The 19,024-nt window shown below is 38.5% G+C and carries 18 protein-coding genes; 13 read left to right on the top strand and 5 right to left on the bottom strand.

Translation table 11 applies throughout. The annotated features are described in order from the left end of the window. Positions 1 to 6 precede the first annotated feature (6 nt). From BLR54_RS03000 to holA, 6 genes are all read left to right on the top strand, one after another. Entirely contained in the window at positions 7 to 1,014 is a 1,008-nt protein-coding gene (locus tag BLR54_RS03000) for an SGNH/GDSL hydrolase family protein (RefSeq protein ID WP_090416773.1), read from the top strand. 113 nt (positions 1,015 to 1,127) lie between these two features. Continuing rightward, positions 1,128 to 1,919 (top strand): transporter substrate-binding domain-containing protein, encoded by a 792-nt coding sequence (locus BLR54_RS02995; protein ID WP_090416770.1) that lies wholly within the window; start codon positions 1,128 to 1,130, stop codon positions 1,917 to 1,919. A 72-nt stretch (positions 1,920 to 1,991) separates the two neighbouring features. Next, positions 1,992 to 2,663 carry an amino acid ABC transporter permease gene (locus tag BLR54_RS02990; RefSeq protein WP_090416768.1) on the top strand — a complete coding sequence of 224 codons (672 nt, stop codon included), beginning with the start codon at positions 1,992 to 1,994 and terminating at the stop codon, positions 2,661 to 2,663. Further along, positions 2,653 to 3,396: an amino acid ABC transporter ATP-binding protein gene (locus BLR54_RS02985; RefSeq protein ID WP_090416765.1), complete on the top strand. Its 744-nt coding sequence runs from the start codon at positions 2,653 to 2,655 to the stop codon at positions 3,394 to 3,396. The genes BLR54_RS02990 and BLR54_RS02985 overlap by 11 nt, the downstream gene beginning before the upstream one ends. A gap of 19 nt (positions 3,397 to 3,415) precedes the next feature. Further along, positions 3,416 to 4,003, top strand: coding sequence for a cytidylate kinase-like family protein (locus BLR54_RS02980; protein ID WP_090416763.1), 588 nt, complete (start codon positions 3,416 to 3,418; stop codon positions 4,001 to 4,003). Between the two features lie 43 nt (positions 4,004 to 4,046). Then, positions 4,047 to 5,030 (top strand): DNA polymerase III subunit delta, encoded by a 984-nt coding sequence (gene holA / locus BLR54_RS02975; protein WP_090416761.1) that lies wholly within the window; start codon positions 4,047 to 4,049, stop codon positions 5,028 to 5,030. 16 nt (positions 5,031 to 5,046) lie between these two features. Here holA and BLR54_RS02970 read toward each other — a convergent pair whose 3' ends face one another. Next, positions 5,047 to 6,816: a sensor domain-containing diguanylate cyclase gene (locus tag BLR54_RS02970; protein ID WP_090416759.1), complete on the bottom strand. Its 1,770-nt coding sequence runs from the start codon at positions 6,814 to 6,816 to the stop codon at positions 5,047 to 5,049. Between the two features lie 173 nt (positions 6,817 to 6,989). Between BLR54_RS02970 and BLR54_RS02965 the strand changes: the two genes are divergently transcribed. Beyond that, positions 6,990 to 7,721, top strand: coding sequence for a PilZ domain-containing protein (locus BLR54_RS02965; protein WP_176761836.1), 732 nt, complete (start codon positions 6,990 to 6,992; stop codon positions 7,719 to 7,721). 62 nt (positions 7,722 to 7,783) lie between these two features. On the opposite strand, the gene rpsT is transcribed toward BLR54_RS02965, so the two are convergent. The 3 genes from rpsT to lepA all read right to left on the bottom strand — a co-directional run bounded on the left by rpsT (position 7,784) and on the right by lepA (position 11,187). After that, on the bottom strand, positions 7,784 to 8,047 hold the full coding sequence (rpsT, locus tag BLR54_RS02960; RefSeq protein ID WP_090416755.1) for a 30S ribosomal protein S20: 264 nt from the start codon (positions 8,045 to 8,047) through the stop codon (positions 7,784 to 7,786). A 130-nt stretch (positions 8,048 to 8,177) separates the two neighbouring features. Next, a complete protein-coding gene (gene hemW, locus BLR54_RS02955) occupies positions 8,178 to 9,380 on the bottom strand; it encodes a radical SAM family heme chaperone HemW (RefSeq protein WP_090416753.1) in 1,203 nt (400 codons plus the stop codon). Between the two features lies 1 nt (position 9,381). After that, positions 9,382 to 11,187 (bottom strand): translation elongation factor 4, encoded by a 1,806-nt coding sequence (lepA, locus tag BLR54_RS02950; RefSeq protein WP_090416752.1) that lies wholly within the window; start codon positions 11,185 to 11,187, stop codon positions 9,382 to 9,384. 201 nt (positions 11,188 to 11,388) lie between these two features. On the opposite strand from lepA, the gene hrcA reads away from it, so the two are divergent. From hrcA to dnaJ, 4 genes are all read left to right on the top strand, one after another. Further along, complete coding sequence (gene hrcA / locus BLR54_RS02945; protein ID WP_090416749.1) at positions 11,389 to 12,438, top strand: heat-inducible transcriptional repressor HrcA; 1,050 nt, start codon at positions 11,389 to 11,391, stop codon at positions 12,436 to 12,438. Positions 12,439 to 12,483: 45 nt separating this feature from the next. After that, positions 12,484 to 13,089, top strand: coding sequence for a nucleotide exchange factor GrpE (gene grpE / locus BLR54_RS02940; protein ID WP_090417296.1), 606 nt, complete (start codon positions 12,484 to 12,486; stop codon positions 13,087 to 13,089). A 35-nt stretch (positions 13,090 to 13,124) separates the two neighbouring features. After that, positions 13,125 to 15,020, top strand: coding sequence for a molecular chaperone DnaK (gene dnaK / locus BLR54_RS02935; protein ID WP_090416747.1), 1,896 nt, complete (start codon positions 13,125 to 13,127; stop codon positions 15,018 to 15,020). Positions 15,021 to 15,158: 138 nt separating this feature from the next. After that, positions 15,159 to 16,328, top strand: coding sequence for a molecular chaperone DnaJ (gene dnaJ, locus BLR54_RS02930; protein ID WP_090416745.1), 1,170 nt, complete (start codon positions 15,159 to 15,161; stop codon positions 16,326 to 16,328). 41 nt (positions 16,329 to 16,369) lie between these two features. On the opposite strand, the gene BLR54_RS02925 is transcribed toward dnaJ, so the two are convergent. Further along, complete coding sequence (locus tag BLR54_RS02925; RefSeq protein ID WP_090416743.1) at positions 16,370 to 17,434, bottom strand: GGDEF domain-containing protein; 1,065 nt, start codon at positions 17,432 to 17,434, stop codon at positions 16,370 to 16,372. A 192-nt stretch (positions 17,435 to 17,626) separates the two neighbouring features. Between BLR54_RS02925 and BLR54_RS02920 the strand changes: the two genes are divergently transcribed. Both BLR54_RS02920 and BLR54_RS02915 read left to right on the top strand, forming a co-directional pair. Beyond that, positions 17,627 to 18,322, top strand: a complete 696-nt coding sequence (locus BLR54_RS02920) for a polyphosphate polymerase domain-containing protein (protein WP_090416741.1) — start codon at positions 17,627 to 17,629, stop codon at positions 18,320 to 18,322. Between the two features lie 12 nt (positions 18,323 to 18,334). After that, positions 18,335 to 19,024, top strand: a complete 690-nt coding sequence (locus tag BLR54_RS02915; protein WP_090416738.1) for a DUF4956 domain-containing protein — start codon at positions 18,335 to 18,337, stop codon at positions 19,022 to 19,024.

The following is a 19,024-nucleotide window of genomic DNA, read 5'->3' as shown; positions in this document are numbered from 1 at the left end:
TAGGTGATGATTACAAATAAGAATTTTACAACTAGAATTAAGAAAACACTTTTAGCACTTACAGTATCTACCATGGTAATGGGAATGGCACTCGTTCCATCTCAGGCTGTTAGGGCAGAGGAGACTAAGCAAAGCACTGAAGAGGCAGCTTCAACTGAAACAGCTTTTGATGCAACATATTATGCTAGTCAGTATCCTGATGTAGTAGCCATCTTTGGAAACGACCCTCAGACACTTTATTGGCATTATGTTAATTATGGTAAGGCTGAAGGCAGATATGCTAATGCCCAGGACGCAGCCAATGCATTGGCCCAGGCTAATCAGTCTACAAATCCTGCAACAGAACAAACTGAGCAGCCTGGAGCAACTCCAGATGCAACAGCTAAAGCACCACAAGTAATAGATGATGGCGTATACAATATTCTTGCCATTGGAAACTCAATTACTTTACATCCAGTGTGTGGTTATTGGTGGGGTTCTTGGGGTATGGCAGCTTCTAGCATGGATAAGGATTATGTACATCAGGTTCAGGTAGGACTTGCTCAAAAATATCAGAACACAAGTTTAGATATCATTTCTGTTCAAAGTTGGGAAACAAGCTCAGCAAGAAACAGACAGTTGTCAAAGTTTGATTCTAAGCTTGCAAATCAGTATGATTTGGTAATCATCCAGCTTGGTGAGAATGTTAATAACATGACCACCTTTAAAAAGGATTTTAATAAATTGGTTTCTTATGTAAAGACAGCTCAGCCTAATGCAAGGGTTGTTGTGGTTGGTGACTATTGGTATAGAAGTGGCCGTGATGCTGCAAAAAAGGATGTTGCAGCTAAGCAGGGTTGTGGTTATGCTGATATTTCTGCAATCAGAGGAAAAGCTGCTTATCGCGCAGCTAGTGGCTCAAAGGTACTTGGTGATGACGGAAAGTATCATACAGTTAAAAATCAGGCAGTCTTGAAGCACCCTAATGATGCAGGTATGAAATATATTGCTGATAGAATCTTAGAAGTATTGTAATTGTAGTTAGGCTTACTTTTATGATAAAATAACCAAAAGCAATAAATGCTAATTGGTAAAGATGCTATAAGTATCTACGGATGCTTGTAAATATATTGAAAAGGAGAAACCTTATGAGAAAAAGACTTATTAGTGGATTATTAACAGGTATTATGGCGTTGTCTTTAGTTGCTTGTGGCGGCGCATCAGACAAAGGAGCTTCTGATAATCAGTCAGCTTCATCAGATAAGGTATGGAAAATCGCTACAGATACATCTTTCAAACCATTTGAGTACACAGCAGATAATGGTGATTTTGTGGGAATTGATATGGATATTCTTGCAGCTATTGCGGAGGATCAGGGCTTCAAGTACGAAGTTCAGGTTCTTGGCTGGGATGCATCTATTGCAGCATGCCAGGCTGGTCAGGCAGATGGTATGATTGCCGGAGCATCTATCACAGATGAGAGAAAAGATTCAGGCTGGATTTTCTCTGATGGATATTACGATGCAAATCAGAGTATGGCAGTAGAGTCTTCTTCAGATATTAAAGGCTTTGAGGATTTATCTGGAAAATCAGTTGCTGTAAAGACAGGTACAATGAGTGCTACTTACGCAGAGAGTCTTTCTAGTGAGTATGGCTTCACAGTTACATATTTTGAGGATTCACCAACAATGTATCAGGCAGTTGTAGGTGGGCAGGTTGCCGCTTGCTTCGATGATACCCCTATCATGGCTTCAAACATCAAAGACACAGGCATCGCTATGAAAATAGTTGATGGCACTGGTAACGACCCTGCATCTTATGGTTTTGCAATCTTTAATGCAGACAATCAGGAACTTGTTGATATGTTCAATGCCGGTCTTAAGAATATTAAGGCAAACGGCAAATATGATGAGATTATTGCCAAGTACTTAGGCGAATAATAGTCTTTGAGTTTTGTATGGGTAGGGTATATAATTGCCTTGCCCATATTATTTTTAGAAAGGTTTAATTTTATGATTAAGATTATTACAGGATATGGTCCTATGCTTACGATTGCATTGGGACGAACCTTGCTGTTGGCTTTATTAGGATTATTCTTTGCCTGCATCATTGGTATGATTTTCGGAATTATGGGAGTGCTTAAGAACCGAGTATGCAATGTAATCTCTCAGATTTTCGTTGATGTTATTCGAGGAGTGCCTATGATTGTTTTGGCATTCTTTATTTACTTTGGTATTCCATATTTATTTAATAATATTATTGGTGGGTTCTCTATGAATCTAACTGCGCTTCAGGCTGGTACAGCATGTCTTGCGTTAAACTGTGGCGCTTATATGGCAGAGATTATTCGTGCAGGTATTCAGTCTGTTGATATTGGTCAGATGGAAGCTGCACGTTCATTAGGTCTCACATATGGTCAGGCTATGAGAAAGGTAGTTTTGCCACAGGCTATCAGAACAATGATTCCTACCTTTATTAATCAGTTTATTATTACATTGAAGGATACATCCATCCTTTCAGTTATCGGTTTCCCTGAACTTGTTAACACTGCAAAAAATGTTCAGGCTAATACATTTATGTCTTTCCAGACATGGGCAATCGTTGGAATTATGTACTTGATTGTCATCACAATCCTTTCACGCAGTGCAAAGGTTGTTGAGAGGAGGCTAAACGTTGGTAGATAAGAATGAAGTAAAGATTAGTGTAAAAAATCTTAAGAAAACCTTTGGAGAACTAGAGGTTTTAAAGGATATTAGTACTGATGTACACAAGGGCGAGGTGCTTTGTATTATCGGACCTTCTGGTTCAGGTAAATCCACCTTTTTAAGATGCCTTAACAAGCTTGAAAAGCCTACGGGCGGTAGCATCATTATTAATGATGAAGATATTGTTTATAAAAATGTAAATATCAATAAGGTTAGGGAAAACATTGGAATGGTATTCCAGCATTTCAATCTATTTAATAATCTCAACATTATTGATAACCTTACATTAGCACCTGTTCAGTTAAAGAAATGCTCCAAGGAAGAAGCTGTTGAACGTGCTAAGAAAATGCTTGCTAGAGTTGGCTTGGCAGAGAAAGCAGAAAGCTATCCAAATCAGCTTTCAGGTGGACAGAAGCAGCGTGTGGCTATTGCACGTGCACTATGTATGCAGCCAGATATAATGCTTTTTGATGAGCCTACTTCAGCTCTTGATCCAGAAATGGTAGGTGAAGTTTTGCAAGTAATGAAGGATTTGGCTGCCGAGGGTATGACCATGGTTATTGTTACTCATGAAATGGGCTTTGCCAGAGAAGTTGCAGATAGAGTTATCTTTATGGATGGCGGTTATATTATTGAAGAAGGTACTCCACAGGAAGTGTTAGGAGCACCTAAAGAAGCTAGAACCATCGATTTCTTGAATAAAGTATTATAAAAGGGGACTTTGAGAGGGTATGAAAAACATAATTACAATCAGTCGTCAGTTCGGGGCTGGTGGAAGCACCATTGGAATGAAAGTGGCAGAAGAATTAGGCTATTATTATTGCGATAAGGATATGATAGTAAGAGCTGCCATTGAAAGTGGTAACCTTACGCCTGATGAAGTGCGATTCTACGATGAAAAGGTACCAAAGCAGTTTGGTTTTGGTCAGAGTCTTTTTGATTTTTATAACAAGCCTCTTGATGAAAAGCTTTTTAGAGCTCAATCAGAAGCCATCAAAAAAGTTGCCGAAAAGGGGAACTGCGTTATTGTTGGTCGTAACGCAAACATTATCTTAAAAGAGTATGATCATACTTTACATGTGTTTATTTCTGCCTCCGAACATTTTAGAATTAATAGAATGATGGGAAAAATGCCTGGTGTTTCTGAAGAAAAGGTTATTGAGAGAATTCATTCTGTAGACAAAATGAGAAAGAAATACTGCAAATATTATACTGACACAGAGTTTGGTAATGCTGCATATTATGATTTGTCAGTGAAGAGTTCTACCCTAGGAATTGATAATTGTGTTAAGCTTATTTGTGATGCTGCAAAAGCATAATGAACACTTTTAAGGACCATGAAATTAAGGTATACTCTTATCTATGAGACGAATTGATGAAGACATAAATAGTGGACAATTTCAAAACTTATATTTGCTTTATGGTGAAGAAGATTATCTGAAGCTTCAATACCGCAATAAATTGTTAGCTGCTCTTGTTAATGAAGGAGATACAATGAATTTCTCCAAGTATCAGGATAGCGGTATTAATGAATTGCAGGTGATAGATCAGGCAGAGACAATGCCCTTTTTTGCTGATAGAAGAGTGATTCTTATTGAGAATAGCGGCTTTGGAAAGAAGATGCCTGAAAAGCTGGGGGAATATCTTTCTACCATTCCGGATTTTACTACCTTTATCTTTGTAGAGCCTACAGCAGACAAGCGAGGAAAGCTTTATAAGGCTGCAAAGGCTGCTGGCCGTGATATAGAGATAAATATGCCTAATGAGTCTGATTTGGCTAAGTGGGTTGGCGGAATGCTTAAAGATTCTGGAAAGCAAATGAAAAAGGAAGCTTGGAGTCAGTTTCTTATTATGACTCACGACAGTATGGATAATATGGCTCGTGAGCTTGAAAAGCTTATTACCTATGTTGGAGATAGACCACAAATCACTTTAGAGGATGTTAACGCAATCTGCATTGCTAGAGTTGAAACCAAAATCTTTGACATGATAAATGCAATTGCTGCAAAGGATCTTCATAAAACTCTTGATTTATATCAGGATATGCTTGCGGCAAAAGAACCTCCTATGAGGGTGCTTTATATGATTGTTCGTCAGTTTAGACAGATGAAGGTGATTAAAGAGCTTTCAGGTTTTGGAGATAGCGTAAGCTCTATTGCAAGAAAGGTTGGTTCTCCAGATTTTGCGGTAAAGAGAACTCTGCAGCTAGTAAATAATTTTTCAGCAAAAGAAATAAAAGATCTTCTTAAGGATGCGGCTACATACGAGCAACAGGTTAAGACTGGTCTTCTAGACGAAAAGCTTGCTGTTGAATTGATTATAATGAAATACGCTGGAAAGGGTTGACCTTCCCAGCGTTTTTTTATTTTATACACATCTTATTCTTTCCGGAATTTTTGGCTTCGTATAGGGCTTCATCAGCTCGCTTAAATACTGTTTCCCAGGTATCTCCAGGTGCGAATTCTGTGACACCTATGCTTATAGTTCTAATACCTATGCCATCGATTTCAATTGATGAAACTCTTTTTCTTGCAGCTTCAATATTCGCAGCTATTTTATCCAGTTCTAGAGTTGGAGCTAAGAATAGAAATTCTTCGCCTCCCCAGCGGCCGAATATTCCACTTGGTAGTTTATCAACCTCATGAAACATTGCTTTAGATAGCTCTTTTAATACTATATCACCTGCATCATGTCCATAGGTGTCATTAACCTCTTTGAAATCATCAATATCAATTATTCCTAGCGACATTTTTATATTGTACTTATTGGCTCTATAAATTGCATCTGAAAGGAGTTTATCTAACATACGTCTATTATAGAAGCCTGTTAATTCATCAGTATCAGCCATTTCCTGGAGCTTATCATTTGCTTCCTGTAACTCGGCAGCAGTTACATTAATAAAGTTTGCCAGGCGTCGTACCATTGAAATCTGAGAATGCATTTTTTGTTCAGCGGTCATTGGGAGCTTTTTATCACCGTTTCCTGTTGGTTGAGCTATAGCTTTTCCGCCTTCACGCATACTTATTGCAATCAAGGTAACATGGTGTTCCACAATATAGTCACCTATACGCATTATTTCGCCACTTGAATAGAAACCACATACTGGTGCGATAGAAGAGAAAATACCTGTTTCTTTGTTTATTAAATATTTCCAGTATAAACGTCTAACTCCACAGCTATATAAAAATACAGCTTGAGGAGCAAAATCCTCCACGATATTTTTAAGTTCGTTTACATCAGCTCTAATTACCTCAGGGTCACCATAGGAAAGGTTAATAGGTGTTCCTTCATCAATATCTGCTGCCAGTATAATTGAACCATCGTCTCGATTGCAGGAGAATGGTAGACGAAGCACTTCATTTCCGTGTTGGTAGGACATAATAGGAAATTCAAGTATATTATTAAAGAAATCCTCATCTGGCTGAATGTCTAAGTATTTACTATATATTTTTCCGGCAGGAACATTATCCAGCTCGTATAAACGTTTACCAACGATTTTAGTAGCAGTAAGAGTTTTTCCAAGTGGTTTCCAACCTATAGCATGGTGTATATCAATATTAAAATCATCTCCAGAATATGTTATTAATAAAACGCCATTATGACAGATATCCTCATTGCTAATAACCATAGTATCTGTACTAGCAACATCTATTGAAGAACTTCCTCCTCCAAATACCGCAATATCCTTGTGACACTTTTCTGTTAGGTCAAGGATAGTGTGGCTGTTAATTGATTTTAAGGTAATTAGAATTTCAGCAGCCTTAATATTGTCAGTGGCATCTATTATTTGCTGTACCTTTAATCCTACCTGAGATTCATCACCTGGCTGGCACTCAATAAGTTGTACTTCTGTTTTTGTGCTTTCAAAAAGTGACACCGCCATAACAAGACCGTATTCTGCCAAGTGACCGTCACAAATATCTCCATTAGTGGTTGTTCCACATATCTGTGCAGAAGGAAAAGAGTCTATAATAAGCTGCTGTAACTCCTTAATTTCCTCTTGGTTAAATTGAATAGTGTATAGATGGAATAAAATTGAAGAGTAAGGAATATCAGCTATTTGTTCAAATATATTATTAATTGCGTTATGAGCCTGATCAATACTTGTAAGCTCATAATTATACTGTTTCATAGACAAATCCTCATTTTACAACATTACCCTTTTATAACTATACTATTCAATTAAGAAGAAAATATGCATATTACGTGAAGTTTTTCTGTTATAATACAAATATGAGTACGAAAGACACTACTAAGTTTTTAATTTCAGATATAAATTCTTTGGCATCTCTAACTATTACAGCCATGTTAGGCAAAAAAAAGATAGAGTTGCCGGCTGAGTACGCCTCTTTATCAGAGGCGGAGCATAAGGAGTTGTTTGATAAATATGGGACTAGAGTTGTTCCTATTGAAAATATCCTAACTCATCTTCAAGAAAAGATTGTCGAGGTGTCTTTTAAAGGTAATCATTTATCAGATACGGAGCTGCTTGCGGTTACATCCGTTGGTGTTTTTAGATGGAAAAATGTTAAGATTTTCAAGGTGACTCTTACCACAGGAAAGGTTATTCATATTATTTTCTCAGCCCGAGAAGATGGAGAGAAGTTTAACAGACGACGTGGCGTTAGACTTAACCTAGATAAGCAAATGGATATTGAACTTAACGGTGAGAGGTTTAAGGCTGTTGTACGTGATATATCTTACTGTGGAATGAGTTTTGTTAAACCAGAAGGTTTGGAAATTGAGCCAGGAATGCCTATCGTGCTGCATCTGTCAGAACTTGCCGATGATGAGGATGATAGGGTTGTTGGCGCTTTTGAGGGTAAGGTTCTGAACAAACGAATCATATCCTCTGGAGCTGAGGTTTGCGGATGTGTCATCTCTGCTGAACACGCTGCATTTCTTCAGAGATACATCGCTATTAAGCAGATGGAAAGAGCTAGTGGTAAACGTTCGGAGAAAACACTTACCAAGGTTAAAACAGGAGAGTACTGGCAGAATGATTTGGCAGAGGTTTTGAATGAATCTATAACATAAAAATAGGTAAAAAAATAGCCTGGGGCTGACGGGACCCTAGGCTATTATAATATTTAAATTAATTAAGCAAGTGTGTTTACAAGCTTTGTAAGACGAGATACCTTACGGCTAACAGTGTTGTCATGATAAACACCCTTTGAACCAGCCATCTCGATAACCTTGATAGCAGCCTTAAGCTCAGACTCAGCAAGTGCCTTATCCTTCTTCTCAACAGCAGCCTCAACACGCTTAACGTATGTCTTAACCTCTGATCTGATTGCCTTATTGCGCTCAGTCTTAACAGCTGTTACCTGAACACGCTTCTTAGCAGACTTAATATTTGCCATGTGTTGCTACACCTCCAATTTGTGAAATAATAATATTGTTCAAATTAAATACGTTGTAGCCGGACACGGACAGTTCAACGCATACTCGAATATAATAGATAATAAACAGTAATTTGTCAAGATGTAAAAGCTATTTATCCAATAAAAATTTTGATAAAACTTGATTGCTTACATCTATTCCAATATCTGTAAGGAATAAGCGCCCCTCTTTTGCATCCATGAAACCTTGATTTCTAAGAGCTGTAATAATAGGACCATATATGGCTTCGATATCTATGTCAAATATTTGATAAAAATCTGAGCGGGCAATTCCGTTTATCTTTCTAAGGCCTAGGAACATAAATTCTTCCATGGCTTCTTTTTTAGAAATAATCTCTTCGGTTTCTAAGTAAGGAGAGGATAGTTCATAATCTAAATTCTTCCCCTGGGCAATGCTTTCTGAAATCTCACAGTATTTGTAAATGTCTCTGATATTGTTGGTTCTAACATTATCAAACAATGATGCGGAACCTAGGCCTAAGCCAAGATATGGAACTCTATCCCAGTAGCCTACATTATGACGGCATATTTTGCCGTTTCTTGCATAGTTTGATATTTCGTATCTCTTATATCCCTTGCTTTCCAAATACTGCATTGTGTATTTATAAAGCTTGTAAGATTCTTCGTCTGTAGGTAAATCCTCTGTTTCCATGCCAGCTTGTTGTTTGACAGCATCGAATTTATATTTCTCATAGAAAGGCGTACCTTTTTCAATAATGAGAGAGTAAGCCGAGATATGCTCTGGTCTAAGCATCGTGACCGAACTAAGAGTTTTCTCAAGTTTTTGCAGGTTTTGATGTGGTAAACCAGTCATTATATCCACATTTACATTTTCGAAGCCTGCTTTACGAACCAAGTCGTAGGTGTGAAGAAAACGATTGTAATCATGAATACGGCCAAGCTCTTTTAGCTCGTCATCATTTGCGGATTGCAAACCAATGCTAAGTCGGTTAATTCCGATAGAACGATATACATTAAGTTTTTCTGCTGAAAGGGTACCAGGATTGCATTCCACCGATACTTCAGCCAGAGGGTCTAGCTTAAAGCATTTTTTTACAGTTGTAATAATGGCGTCCATTAAGTCTTCGGAAAGCCATGAAGGAGTACCTCCACCTACATAAATGGTGGAAACAATGCATCCAGGATGAGTTTTTGCTACATATTGTATCTCAGTGCACAAAGCAGCGACATAACGTCGCTGCATTTTCTCATCAAATACTCCAGAAAGGAAATCGCAATATAAACATTTTTTTACACAGAATGGTATATGAATATAAATTTCTATTCCGGTCATTTTAGTCCTCGTCAAGTTTAAGAACGCTCATGAAGGCTGCCTGTGGGATTTCCACATTACCTACCTGACGCATTCGTTTCTTACCTTCTTTTTGTTTCTCGAGAAGTTTCTTCTTACGCGAGATATCTCCACCGTAACACTTAGCAAGTACATCTTTTCTCATGGCCTTAACGGTTTCGCGGGCAATAACCTTTGAACCGACAGCGGCCTGAATAGGTATTTCGAAAAGATGACGTGGAATCTCTTCTTTGAGTTTTTCGCACATTCTTCTGCCACGCTCGTAAGCAGTGCCAGAGAAGACAATGAAGGAAAGGGCATCAACTTCTTCTTTATTAATAAGGATATCAAGCTTTACAAGCTCAGACTTCATATAACCCTTCATTTCATAATCAAAGGATGCGTATCCACGTGAACGGCTCTTAAGAGCGTCGAAGAAATCATAAATGATTTCGTTAAGTGGAAGAATATACTTTATTAAAGCACGTGTTTCTTCAATATATTCCATGCTTATATACTGGCCTCGACGTTCTTGGCAAAGGTCCATAATAGCACCAATGTAATCAGAAGAAACCATGATTTCCGCTTCAACGATTGGTTCTTCCATGTAATCGATTTCTGAAGGATCCGGAAGATTGCTAGGGTTTGTCAGCTCAATCATAGTGCCGTCTGTTTTATAAACTCTATATACAACAGATGGAGCAGTGGTAACAAGGTCAAGATTGTATTCACGCTCAAGACGCTCCTGGATAATCTCGAGATGGAGAAGACCAAGGAAACCGCATCGGAAACCAAAACCAAGTGCTATAGAAGTTTCTGGCTCGAACTGGAGCGCAGCATCGTTAAGTTGAAGCTTTTCAAGTGCATCTCTTAAGTCAGGATACTTGGCACCATCTGCAGGATACAATCCACAGTAAACCATTGGATTAACCTTTTTATAGCCAGGAAGTGGTTCTGCTGCAGGCTTATTAACGTGAGTGATAGTATCACCTACACGAGTGTCACGTACATTTTTGATGGAAGCTGTCATGTATCCAACCATACCAGCAGGAAGCTCTTCACATGGAATAAACTGTCCAGCACCAAAATATCCAACTTCGACAACGTCGAACTCAGCACCGGTGGCCATCATGCGAACAGAGTCTCCAACTTTAAGAGTTCCTTCTTTAACTCGACAGAAAACAATTACGCCCTTGTAAGGATCGTAAAGTGAGTCAAAGATAAGTGCCTGTAAAGGCGCTTTTGTATCACCCTTTGGAGCTGGAAGCTGATGCACGATTGCTTCTAAAACATCGTGAATATTCAGACCAGTTTTTGCTGAAATTTGAGGAGCATCCTGGGCTTCAAGACCAATGATATCTTCAATTTCTTCAATAACTCGCTCTGGGTCTGCTGATGGTAAATCTATTTTATTGATAACTGGGATAACATCCAAATCGTGATCTAAAGCCAGATAAACATTTGCAAGAGTCTGTGCTTCGATACCCTGTGCTGCATCGACAACAAGGATCGCGCCATCACAAGCAGCGAGAGAGCGGGAAACCTCGTAATTGAAATCCACATGACCTGGAGTGTCTATAAGATTGAAGATGTACTCCTGACCGTCATCTGCTTTATATATAATACGAACAGCCTGGGACTTGATAGTAATTCCTCGTTCACGCTCAAGATCCATATTATCAAGAACCTGTGCTTGCATCTCACGGTCTGTGAGAGTGCCAGTCATCTGTATGATACGATCAGCAAGTGTAGACTTGCCGTGATCAATATGTGCAACTATACAAAAATTTCTGATTTTACTTTGATCCATATGTTCCTCTTCTTATTTAAATAATTCTTAATCTTGAATAGTTTAACATGTTTGACGTTTTTTATCTATTTATAAATATAAAAAAAGGATAAAGTCTGTTGACAAAGATACTATCAAGGTGTAAATTAACATCAGAAAATGATTAGCACTCCAATTAGATGAGTGCTAACAACGAAAATCGAATGGAGAAGAGGTGAATGTATGGCAGATACAGAGCTTGATGAGAGAAAAGTTAAAATCTTAAATGCAATTATCAAGAATTATCTAGAAACTGGCGAACCTGTTGGTTCCCGTACCATTTCTAAATATACTGATTTGAACTTAAGCTCAGCCACCATTCGAAATGAAATGTCTGATTTGGAGGATTTAGGTTATATCGTTCAGCCCCATACTTCTGCTGGCCGTATTCCTTCAGATAAAGGATATAGATTCTATGTTAACAATCTAATCGCTGCCAAGGACAAAGAAGTTTCAGAGATGCAGGAGTGGATGATTGAAAAGACTGAGAAAATGGAAAGTCTTCTCAAGAATGTGGCTAAGGTTCTTGCAACAAATACTCAGTACGCCACAATGATTTCCGCACCAGCTGTTGTTTCTAACAGATTAAAGTTTGTTCAGCTTTCAGCTGTTGACGAACATCAGGTCCTTTCAGTAGTGGTTATGGATGGCAATATTGTTAAAAACAAAATCATCCATGTGGATAAGCCACTTGATAACGAGACACTGCTAAAACTTAATATGCTTCTCAATACAAATCTTAATGGTTTATCAGTAGAGCAGATTAATCTTGGTCTTATCACCAGACTTAAAGAACAGGCAGGAATTCACGACGAGATAGTATCACAGGTTTTAGACACTGTAGCAGATACAATTACAGAAGATGAAGATTTACAGGTATACACCTCAGGTGCTACCAATATTTTCAAATACCCTGAGCTTTCAGATTCAAAGAAAGCATCAGAGCTTTTAGATACATTTGAAGAAAAGCAATCACTGATAGAGCTTCTCTCAGATAATAATACATCTGAGGAGACTGGAATACAGGTTTACATAGGTGATGAATCACCAATATCTACTATGAAGGATTGCTCGATTGTTACAGCAACATATGAGCTTGGCGATGGAGTTAAAGGTACCATCGGTATTGTTGGTCCAAAGAGAATGGACTATGAAAATGTTGTTGATAATATAAAAAGTCTCAAGGGACAACTTGATAAGCTACTTAAAAACGAAAACAAAAAAGAGACTTAATGAATCAGATTAAGGAGATAGATAATAGTGTCAGAAAAAGAAAAGATGGAAGAGTTTTCTACAGAAGAGGCCGTTAAAGAGGCAGTTGAAAACGCTGAGGCAATGACTGAAGAGACAGCTACTGAAGAGGCTGAGGCAACAGAAACTACTGAAGCTTCTGAGGAAGCTGACGAAGCTAAGGACTCAAAGAAAATCTTCAAGAAAAAGGAAAAAAAGAAAGACAAAAGAGACGAGCAAATTGAACAGCTTAATGACAGAGTAATGCGTCAGATGGCTGAATTTGAAAACTTCAGACGTAGAACTGAGGTTGAAAAGTCTCAGATGTTTGGAAATGGTGCTAAGAGCATCGTAGAAAAGATTCTTCCTGTAGTTGATAACTTCGAGAGAGGTCTTGCTACAGTTGAGGAGGGAGCTGATCCATTTTCAGATGGAATGCTCATGATATATAAGCAATTGCTTACAACACTTGATGAGGCAGGAGTTAAGCCTATCGAGGCTGTAGGACAGGAATTCAACCCAGACTTCCACAACGCAGTAATGCATGTTGAAGACGAAGAAGTTGGTGAGAACATCATCGTAGAAGAATTCCAAAAGGGCTATATGTATAATGACAGTGTAGTTCGTCATTCAATGGTAAAGGTTGCTAACTAATTTATTTTTGATAAACCCAAAAGGAGGAAATAATAATGGGAAAGATTATTGGTATCGATTTAGGAACAACTAACAGCTGTGTTGCTGTTATGGAAGGTGGAAAGCCTACTGTTATCGCAAATACAGAGGGTGCTAGAACAACACCATCTATCGTAGCATTTACAAAGACAGGTGAGAGACTTGTTGGTGAGCCAGCAAAGCGTCAGGCTGTTACAAATGCTGAGAAGACAATCGCTTCTATAAAGAGAGATATGGGTACAGACAATGGCCGTATCATCGATGACAAGAAGTACAGCCCACAGCAGATTTCAGCTATGATTCTTCAGAAGCTTAAGAGCGATGCAGAGAGCTACTTAAATGAGAAGGTTACAGAGGCAGTTATCACTGTTCCTGCATACTTCAACGATGCTCAGCGTCAGGCTACAAAGGATGCAGGTAAGATTGCAGGTCTTGATGTAAAGCGTATCATCAACGAGCCTACAGCAGCTGCACTTGCTTATGGTCTTGATAACGAGCAGGAGCAGAAGATTATGGTATATGACCTTGGTGGTGGTACATTTGATGTATCTATCATCGAGATTGGTGATGGTGTTATCGAGGTTCTTGCTACAGCTGGTAACAACAGACTTGGTGGTGATGACTTCGATCAGAAGATTACAGATTGGATGCTTGCTGAGTTTAAGGCAGCTGAAGGCGTAGATCTTTCAACAGATAAGATGGCTCTTCAGAGACTCAAGGAAGCAGCAGAGAAGGCTAAGAAGGAGCTTTCTTCAGCTACTACAACAAACATCAACCTTCCATTCATCACAGCTACAGCAGAAGGTCCAAAGCACTTTGATATGAACCTTACACGTGCTAAGTTTGATGAGTTAACACATGATTTAGTAGAGGCTACAGCAGGCCCAGTTAACCAGGCTCTTAAGGATGCTGGTCTTAATGCATCAGAGCTTTCAAAGGTACTTCTTGTTGGTGGTTCTACAAGAATCCCAGCAGTTCAGGATAAGGTAAAGGCTCTTACAGGTCATGAGCCAAGCAAGACTCTTAACCCAGATGAGTGCGTAGCTATCGGTGCATCTATCCAGGGTGGTAAGCTCGCTGGTGATGCTGGTGCAGGCGATATCCTTCTTCTTGATGTAACACCACTTTCACTTTCAATCGAGACAATGGGTGGTATTGCTACAAGACTTATTGAGAGAAACACAACAATTCCTACAAAGAAGAGCCAGATCTTCTCTACAGCAGCTGACAACCAGACAGCAGTTGATATCAACGTTGTACAGGGTGAGCGTCAGTTCGCAAAGGATAACAAGTCACTTGGACAGTTCAGACTTGATGGTATCCCACCAGCAATGAGAGGTGTTCCACAGATCGAGGTTACATTCGATATTGATGCAAACGGTATTGTAAACGTATCTGCTAAGGATCTTGGTACAGGTAAGGAGCAGCATATCACAATCACAGCTGGTTCTAACATGTCTGATGACGATATCGAGAAGGCAGTTAAGGAAGCAGCTGAGTTCGAGGCTCAGGATAAGAAGCGTAAGGAAGCTGTTGATACAAGAAACGATGTTGAGAGCTTTGTATTCCAGACAAAGAAGGCTCTTGATGAAGTAGGCGACAAGATTGATGCAGCTGATAAGGCAGCAGTTGAAGCTGATATTGAGGCAGCTCAGAAGCTTCTTGATCAGTACAGCACTCCAGAGGAAATGTCTGATTCACAGATTGGTGAGCTTAAGGCAGCTCAGGAGAAGCTTACAGAGTCAGCTCAGAAGGTATTTGCTAAGATGTATGAGCAGTCACAGGCAGCTCAGGGAGCAGCTGGTGCAGGCCCAGATATGAGCCAGTTCACAGGTGCAGGTGCTGGAGCAGGAGCAGGCGCTCAGGGCCCAGCAAATGACGACGTAGTAGACGCAGACTTCAAGGAGGTATAAGAATTTCATCAGAAATTCTTATGCCGATGTGGCAGGATTTTTTGAATGAAATGAAAAAAATCATGTCTGGCTGTAGCCAGATTACAGGGCGCTTTACCGATTGCGCCCTGTAACCTTATGTAGAAAAGGAAAAAAATTATGGCAGATAAACGTGATTATTATGAGGTACTTGGAGTTTCCAAGACAGCCTCAGATAGTGAGCTTAAAAGTGCATACAGAAAGCTTGCAAAGAAGTATCACCCGGATATGAATCCGGGTGATGCTGAGGCTGAGAAGAAATTCAAGGAAGCCTCAGAAGCTTATGCGATTCTTTCTGATCCAGACAAGAGACGTCAGTATGACCAGTTTGGACATGCGGCCTTTGAAAATGGCGGTGGCGGAGCAGGAGGCTTTGACTTCTCAGGTATGGACTTTGGAGATATTTTCGGAGATATCTTTGGAAGTTTCTTCGGAGGTGGTGGCGCAAGCCGTGCTTCTAATGGTCCAATGCGTGGTGCAAACCTTCGTGCTGCTGTTCATATCAGCTTTGAAGAAGCTGCTTTTGGTTGTGAAAAGCAGATTGAAATTGTTCTTAAGGAAGAGTGTGCAAATTGTCACGGAACTGGTGCTAAGCCTGGTACTTCAAAGCGCACATGTTCAAAGTGTGGTGGTAAGGGCCGAGTAATGGTTACTCAGCAGTCACTTTTTGGAATGGTTCAAAATGTTACTACCTGTCCTGATTGTCACGGTACTGGTGAAGTAATTGATACTCCATGTCCAGATTGTAATGGAACAGGCTACGTTCCTCGTAAGAAAAAGATTGCTGTATCAATTCCAGCTGGTATTGATAATGGTCAAAGTGTACGTATTCGTGAAAAGGGTGAACCAGGCAGAAATGGAGGCCCAAGAGGTGATTTGTTAGTTGAAGTTATCGTTTCAAATCATCCTACCTTCCATCGTAGAGATTATGATATTTATTCAGAGGCTCCTATTTCCTTTGCACAAGCTGCTCTTGGTGGAGAGGTTATTATTGAGACTCTTGATGGAAAAGTATCATATGAGGTTAAGCCTGGTACACAGACTAATACTCAGATTCGTTTAAAGGGTAAGGGAATTCCATCCCTTAGAAATAAGGCTGTGAGAGGAGATCATTACGTTACTCTTATAGTTCAGGTTCCAACTAGTCTTTCAAAGGATGCTAAGGAAGCTCTTCGTAAGTATGATGAGCTTACTGGCAATACAACAGTTGGTGGTCCTAAGTCTGTAAAGGCTGAAAAGAAGCGCAAAGGCTTCGCTGATAAAATTAAGGATGCAATTGATGATTTATAAAATTAAAACCTCTGGTTTAAGCTTTGCTTACCAGAGGTTTTTTATAAGTCTTCGTATTTTATTACTTGATCACGACCATGTTCCTTTGCATAATAAAGGGCTTGATCGGATTTATCGATGGCTTCTTTGTAGGTATCCACATTATTATATTTACTAAACCCTATCGATATAGTGATCGGACATATTTCATTATCAATAGTCTTAATATCATTTCTTAGTTTTTCGGCTAGATTAAAGGCTGTCTCATCATCATAATCCACCAATAAAACTATAAATTCTTCGCCGCCCCAACGAATAACATAGTCTGTTTTATATATCTGGCTTTTAATTTGTAGGGCAACAAATTTTAATATTTCATCACCTGCTTCGTGACCATAGTTATCATTAACATCCTTGAAATGGTCTATATCAAGCATAAGAATAAATAAGTCATTGGCGCGAAGTTTAAATTTCTCAGAGCGGCTGCCAGTTATTTCATTCATAATAAAGCGATTATAGATGCCTGTAAGACGGTCTGAAACAGAGTTGGTTTCTAGTTGTTGTTTTGTAAGATAAGCATCTGCATAGGTGTTTTCTATGATTGTTAGCATAACAAATACACCTAGAACAAGTGGAAAAGCTAGGGTAATCATCATGTCGTAATGCTCATAGTGGTTAAAGCAATTTGATATATAGATGTTGAATAGCAGTAATAAGTGGAAAGGAATGTGGTATATAAGAGGCATAGCCATTCCAATAGCAAGAAAGGCAAAATGCATAACAATAAAGCCTTCACGGGCAAAATCACGATTTTCAAGGTGATAAATGGCCCATATAGTGCTCCACATAGCAGCATGAGGGATTAGATAATATAGAAAAACACCTTGTTTGTAGGATTTAATTCTAGGAGCAAGCACACAAAAAATAGCTAGCGGTAATAGAACAGATAGTCTTGGAATAAGTGTTTCACTGGCAAATCGTCCATACAACTGACAATCAGTAATAAAGTATAGAATCTCTAGTACGCATATAGTGATAGCACAATATCCACCAACTTTTCTATAATAGCTAAACTTCGCTTGATAGAAATTATCTAATTCTTCTTTCTTGATTTTTCTGTACAGCATACTAGTATTATATACCTTGAAAAAATATAAAAGGCGTATATTTCCTTAAAAATGTACGCTTATTTTGTGAACACTGATTCACAATTTTTTCTATTCTATTCTTAAAAACTTCCGTAGATGTTTCTTTTTCATTCACCTAGTCATCACTTTCAACCTTTAAAGTTTACTCATACAAATCAAGGAGGAATCCACATGGGACAAATTCAAAAGGTATTCAACAGGTACGAAAAAAAGTTTCTTTTGGATGAAAAGACTTATTTGGTTTTTAAGAAAGAATTAGATGAATATATGAATGAAGATGAGTATGGCCTACATACTATTAGAAACATATATTACGATACTCCAACGGACGAATTGATTAGAACTTCAATTGAGGGTCCAAAATACAAAGAAAAATTTAGAGTTCGTTGTTATGGAAAGCCTACCTACGACAGCATGTGCTTTTTAGAGATTAAAAAGAAATATAAAGGATTGGTAAATAAACGGAGAGTGGCAATTCCTATGGAAGAAGCGGAAAGCTATTTGATAGATGGACAGATGCCCTCTAATCCTAATCAGATTTTTAAGGAAATAGATTATTTTTTTAGTCGCTATCCGTTGGAACCCAAAAGATATATAGCCTATGATAGGTTGGCTATGTATGGCAAGGAGGATCCTGAGTTTAGAGTAACCTTTGATATAAATATTCGAAGTAGAGATTACAATTTAACGCTCTATAGTGATGAGGACAATGAATATTTATTAGAACCTGGTCAGAGATTAATGGAAGTAAAAATTTCAGATTCAATGCCTCTCTGGTTTGCAAGATTATTATCTAAATACCAGATATACCCAACGTCATTTTCTAAGTATGGAAATTTTTATAAGAAACAATTAAAGGAAGCATAGAAGGAGTAAAATATGGAAGCAATTTTATCAGCAATTCAGGGAGCTAGTGTGGAAAGCACGTTTACAATTTATGATGCAATGGTAGATGCGGCAATCGCCGCAATTTTAGGATTAATCATTTCGTTGACATATATTAATACAGGAAAGAATTCTAAAAATTTTTCCAGAACCCTAATCATTCTGCCAGTATTAGTTTGTATAGTTATGTTGGCGGTAAATGGTAATTTTGGTACAAGCTTGGCTGTTGTAGGTGCCTTTTCACTAGTAAGATTTAGATCATTACAGGGAAGCTCACGAGACATTGGTTTTATTTTCTTTGCAATGGCAATTGGAATTGTATGTGCCATTGGAGAGTTGCCACTGGCTTTTATAGTAACAGCTTTTGTTTGCCTTATTCATTTTGCCTTGTATATCTTCAAGTATGGTGAAAAGGATATGGAGGAAAAGGATCTTAGAGTAACTATTCCTGAAAATCTCGATTATAACGATATATTCGATGATTTGTTTGCAAAGTATACTAAATCAGCTAGACAGATTGCAGTAAAAACAACTAATATGGGTTCAATGTATGAGATTAACTATCGAATCAAGCTTAACAATCAAAAGGAAGAGAAAAGCTTTTTGGATGAAATCCGCATGAGAAATGGTAATTTAACAGTAGTTTGTGGACGTTGCGATGTTAATGAAGCAGAGGAATTATAG

The organism is Pseudobutyrivibrio sp. YE44 (genome assembly GCF_900104335.1).
GTDB lineage: Bacteria > Bacillota > Clostridia > Lachnospirales > Lachnospiraceae > Pseudobutyrivibrio.
The sequence above is the reverse complement of the archived record's forward strand: the minus strand, read 5'-3'. Positions and strand labels throughout refer to the sequence as shown.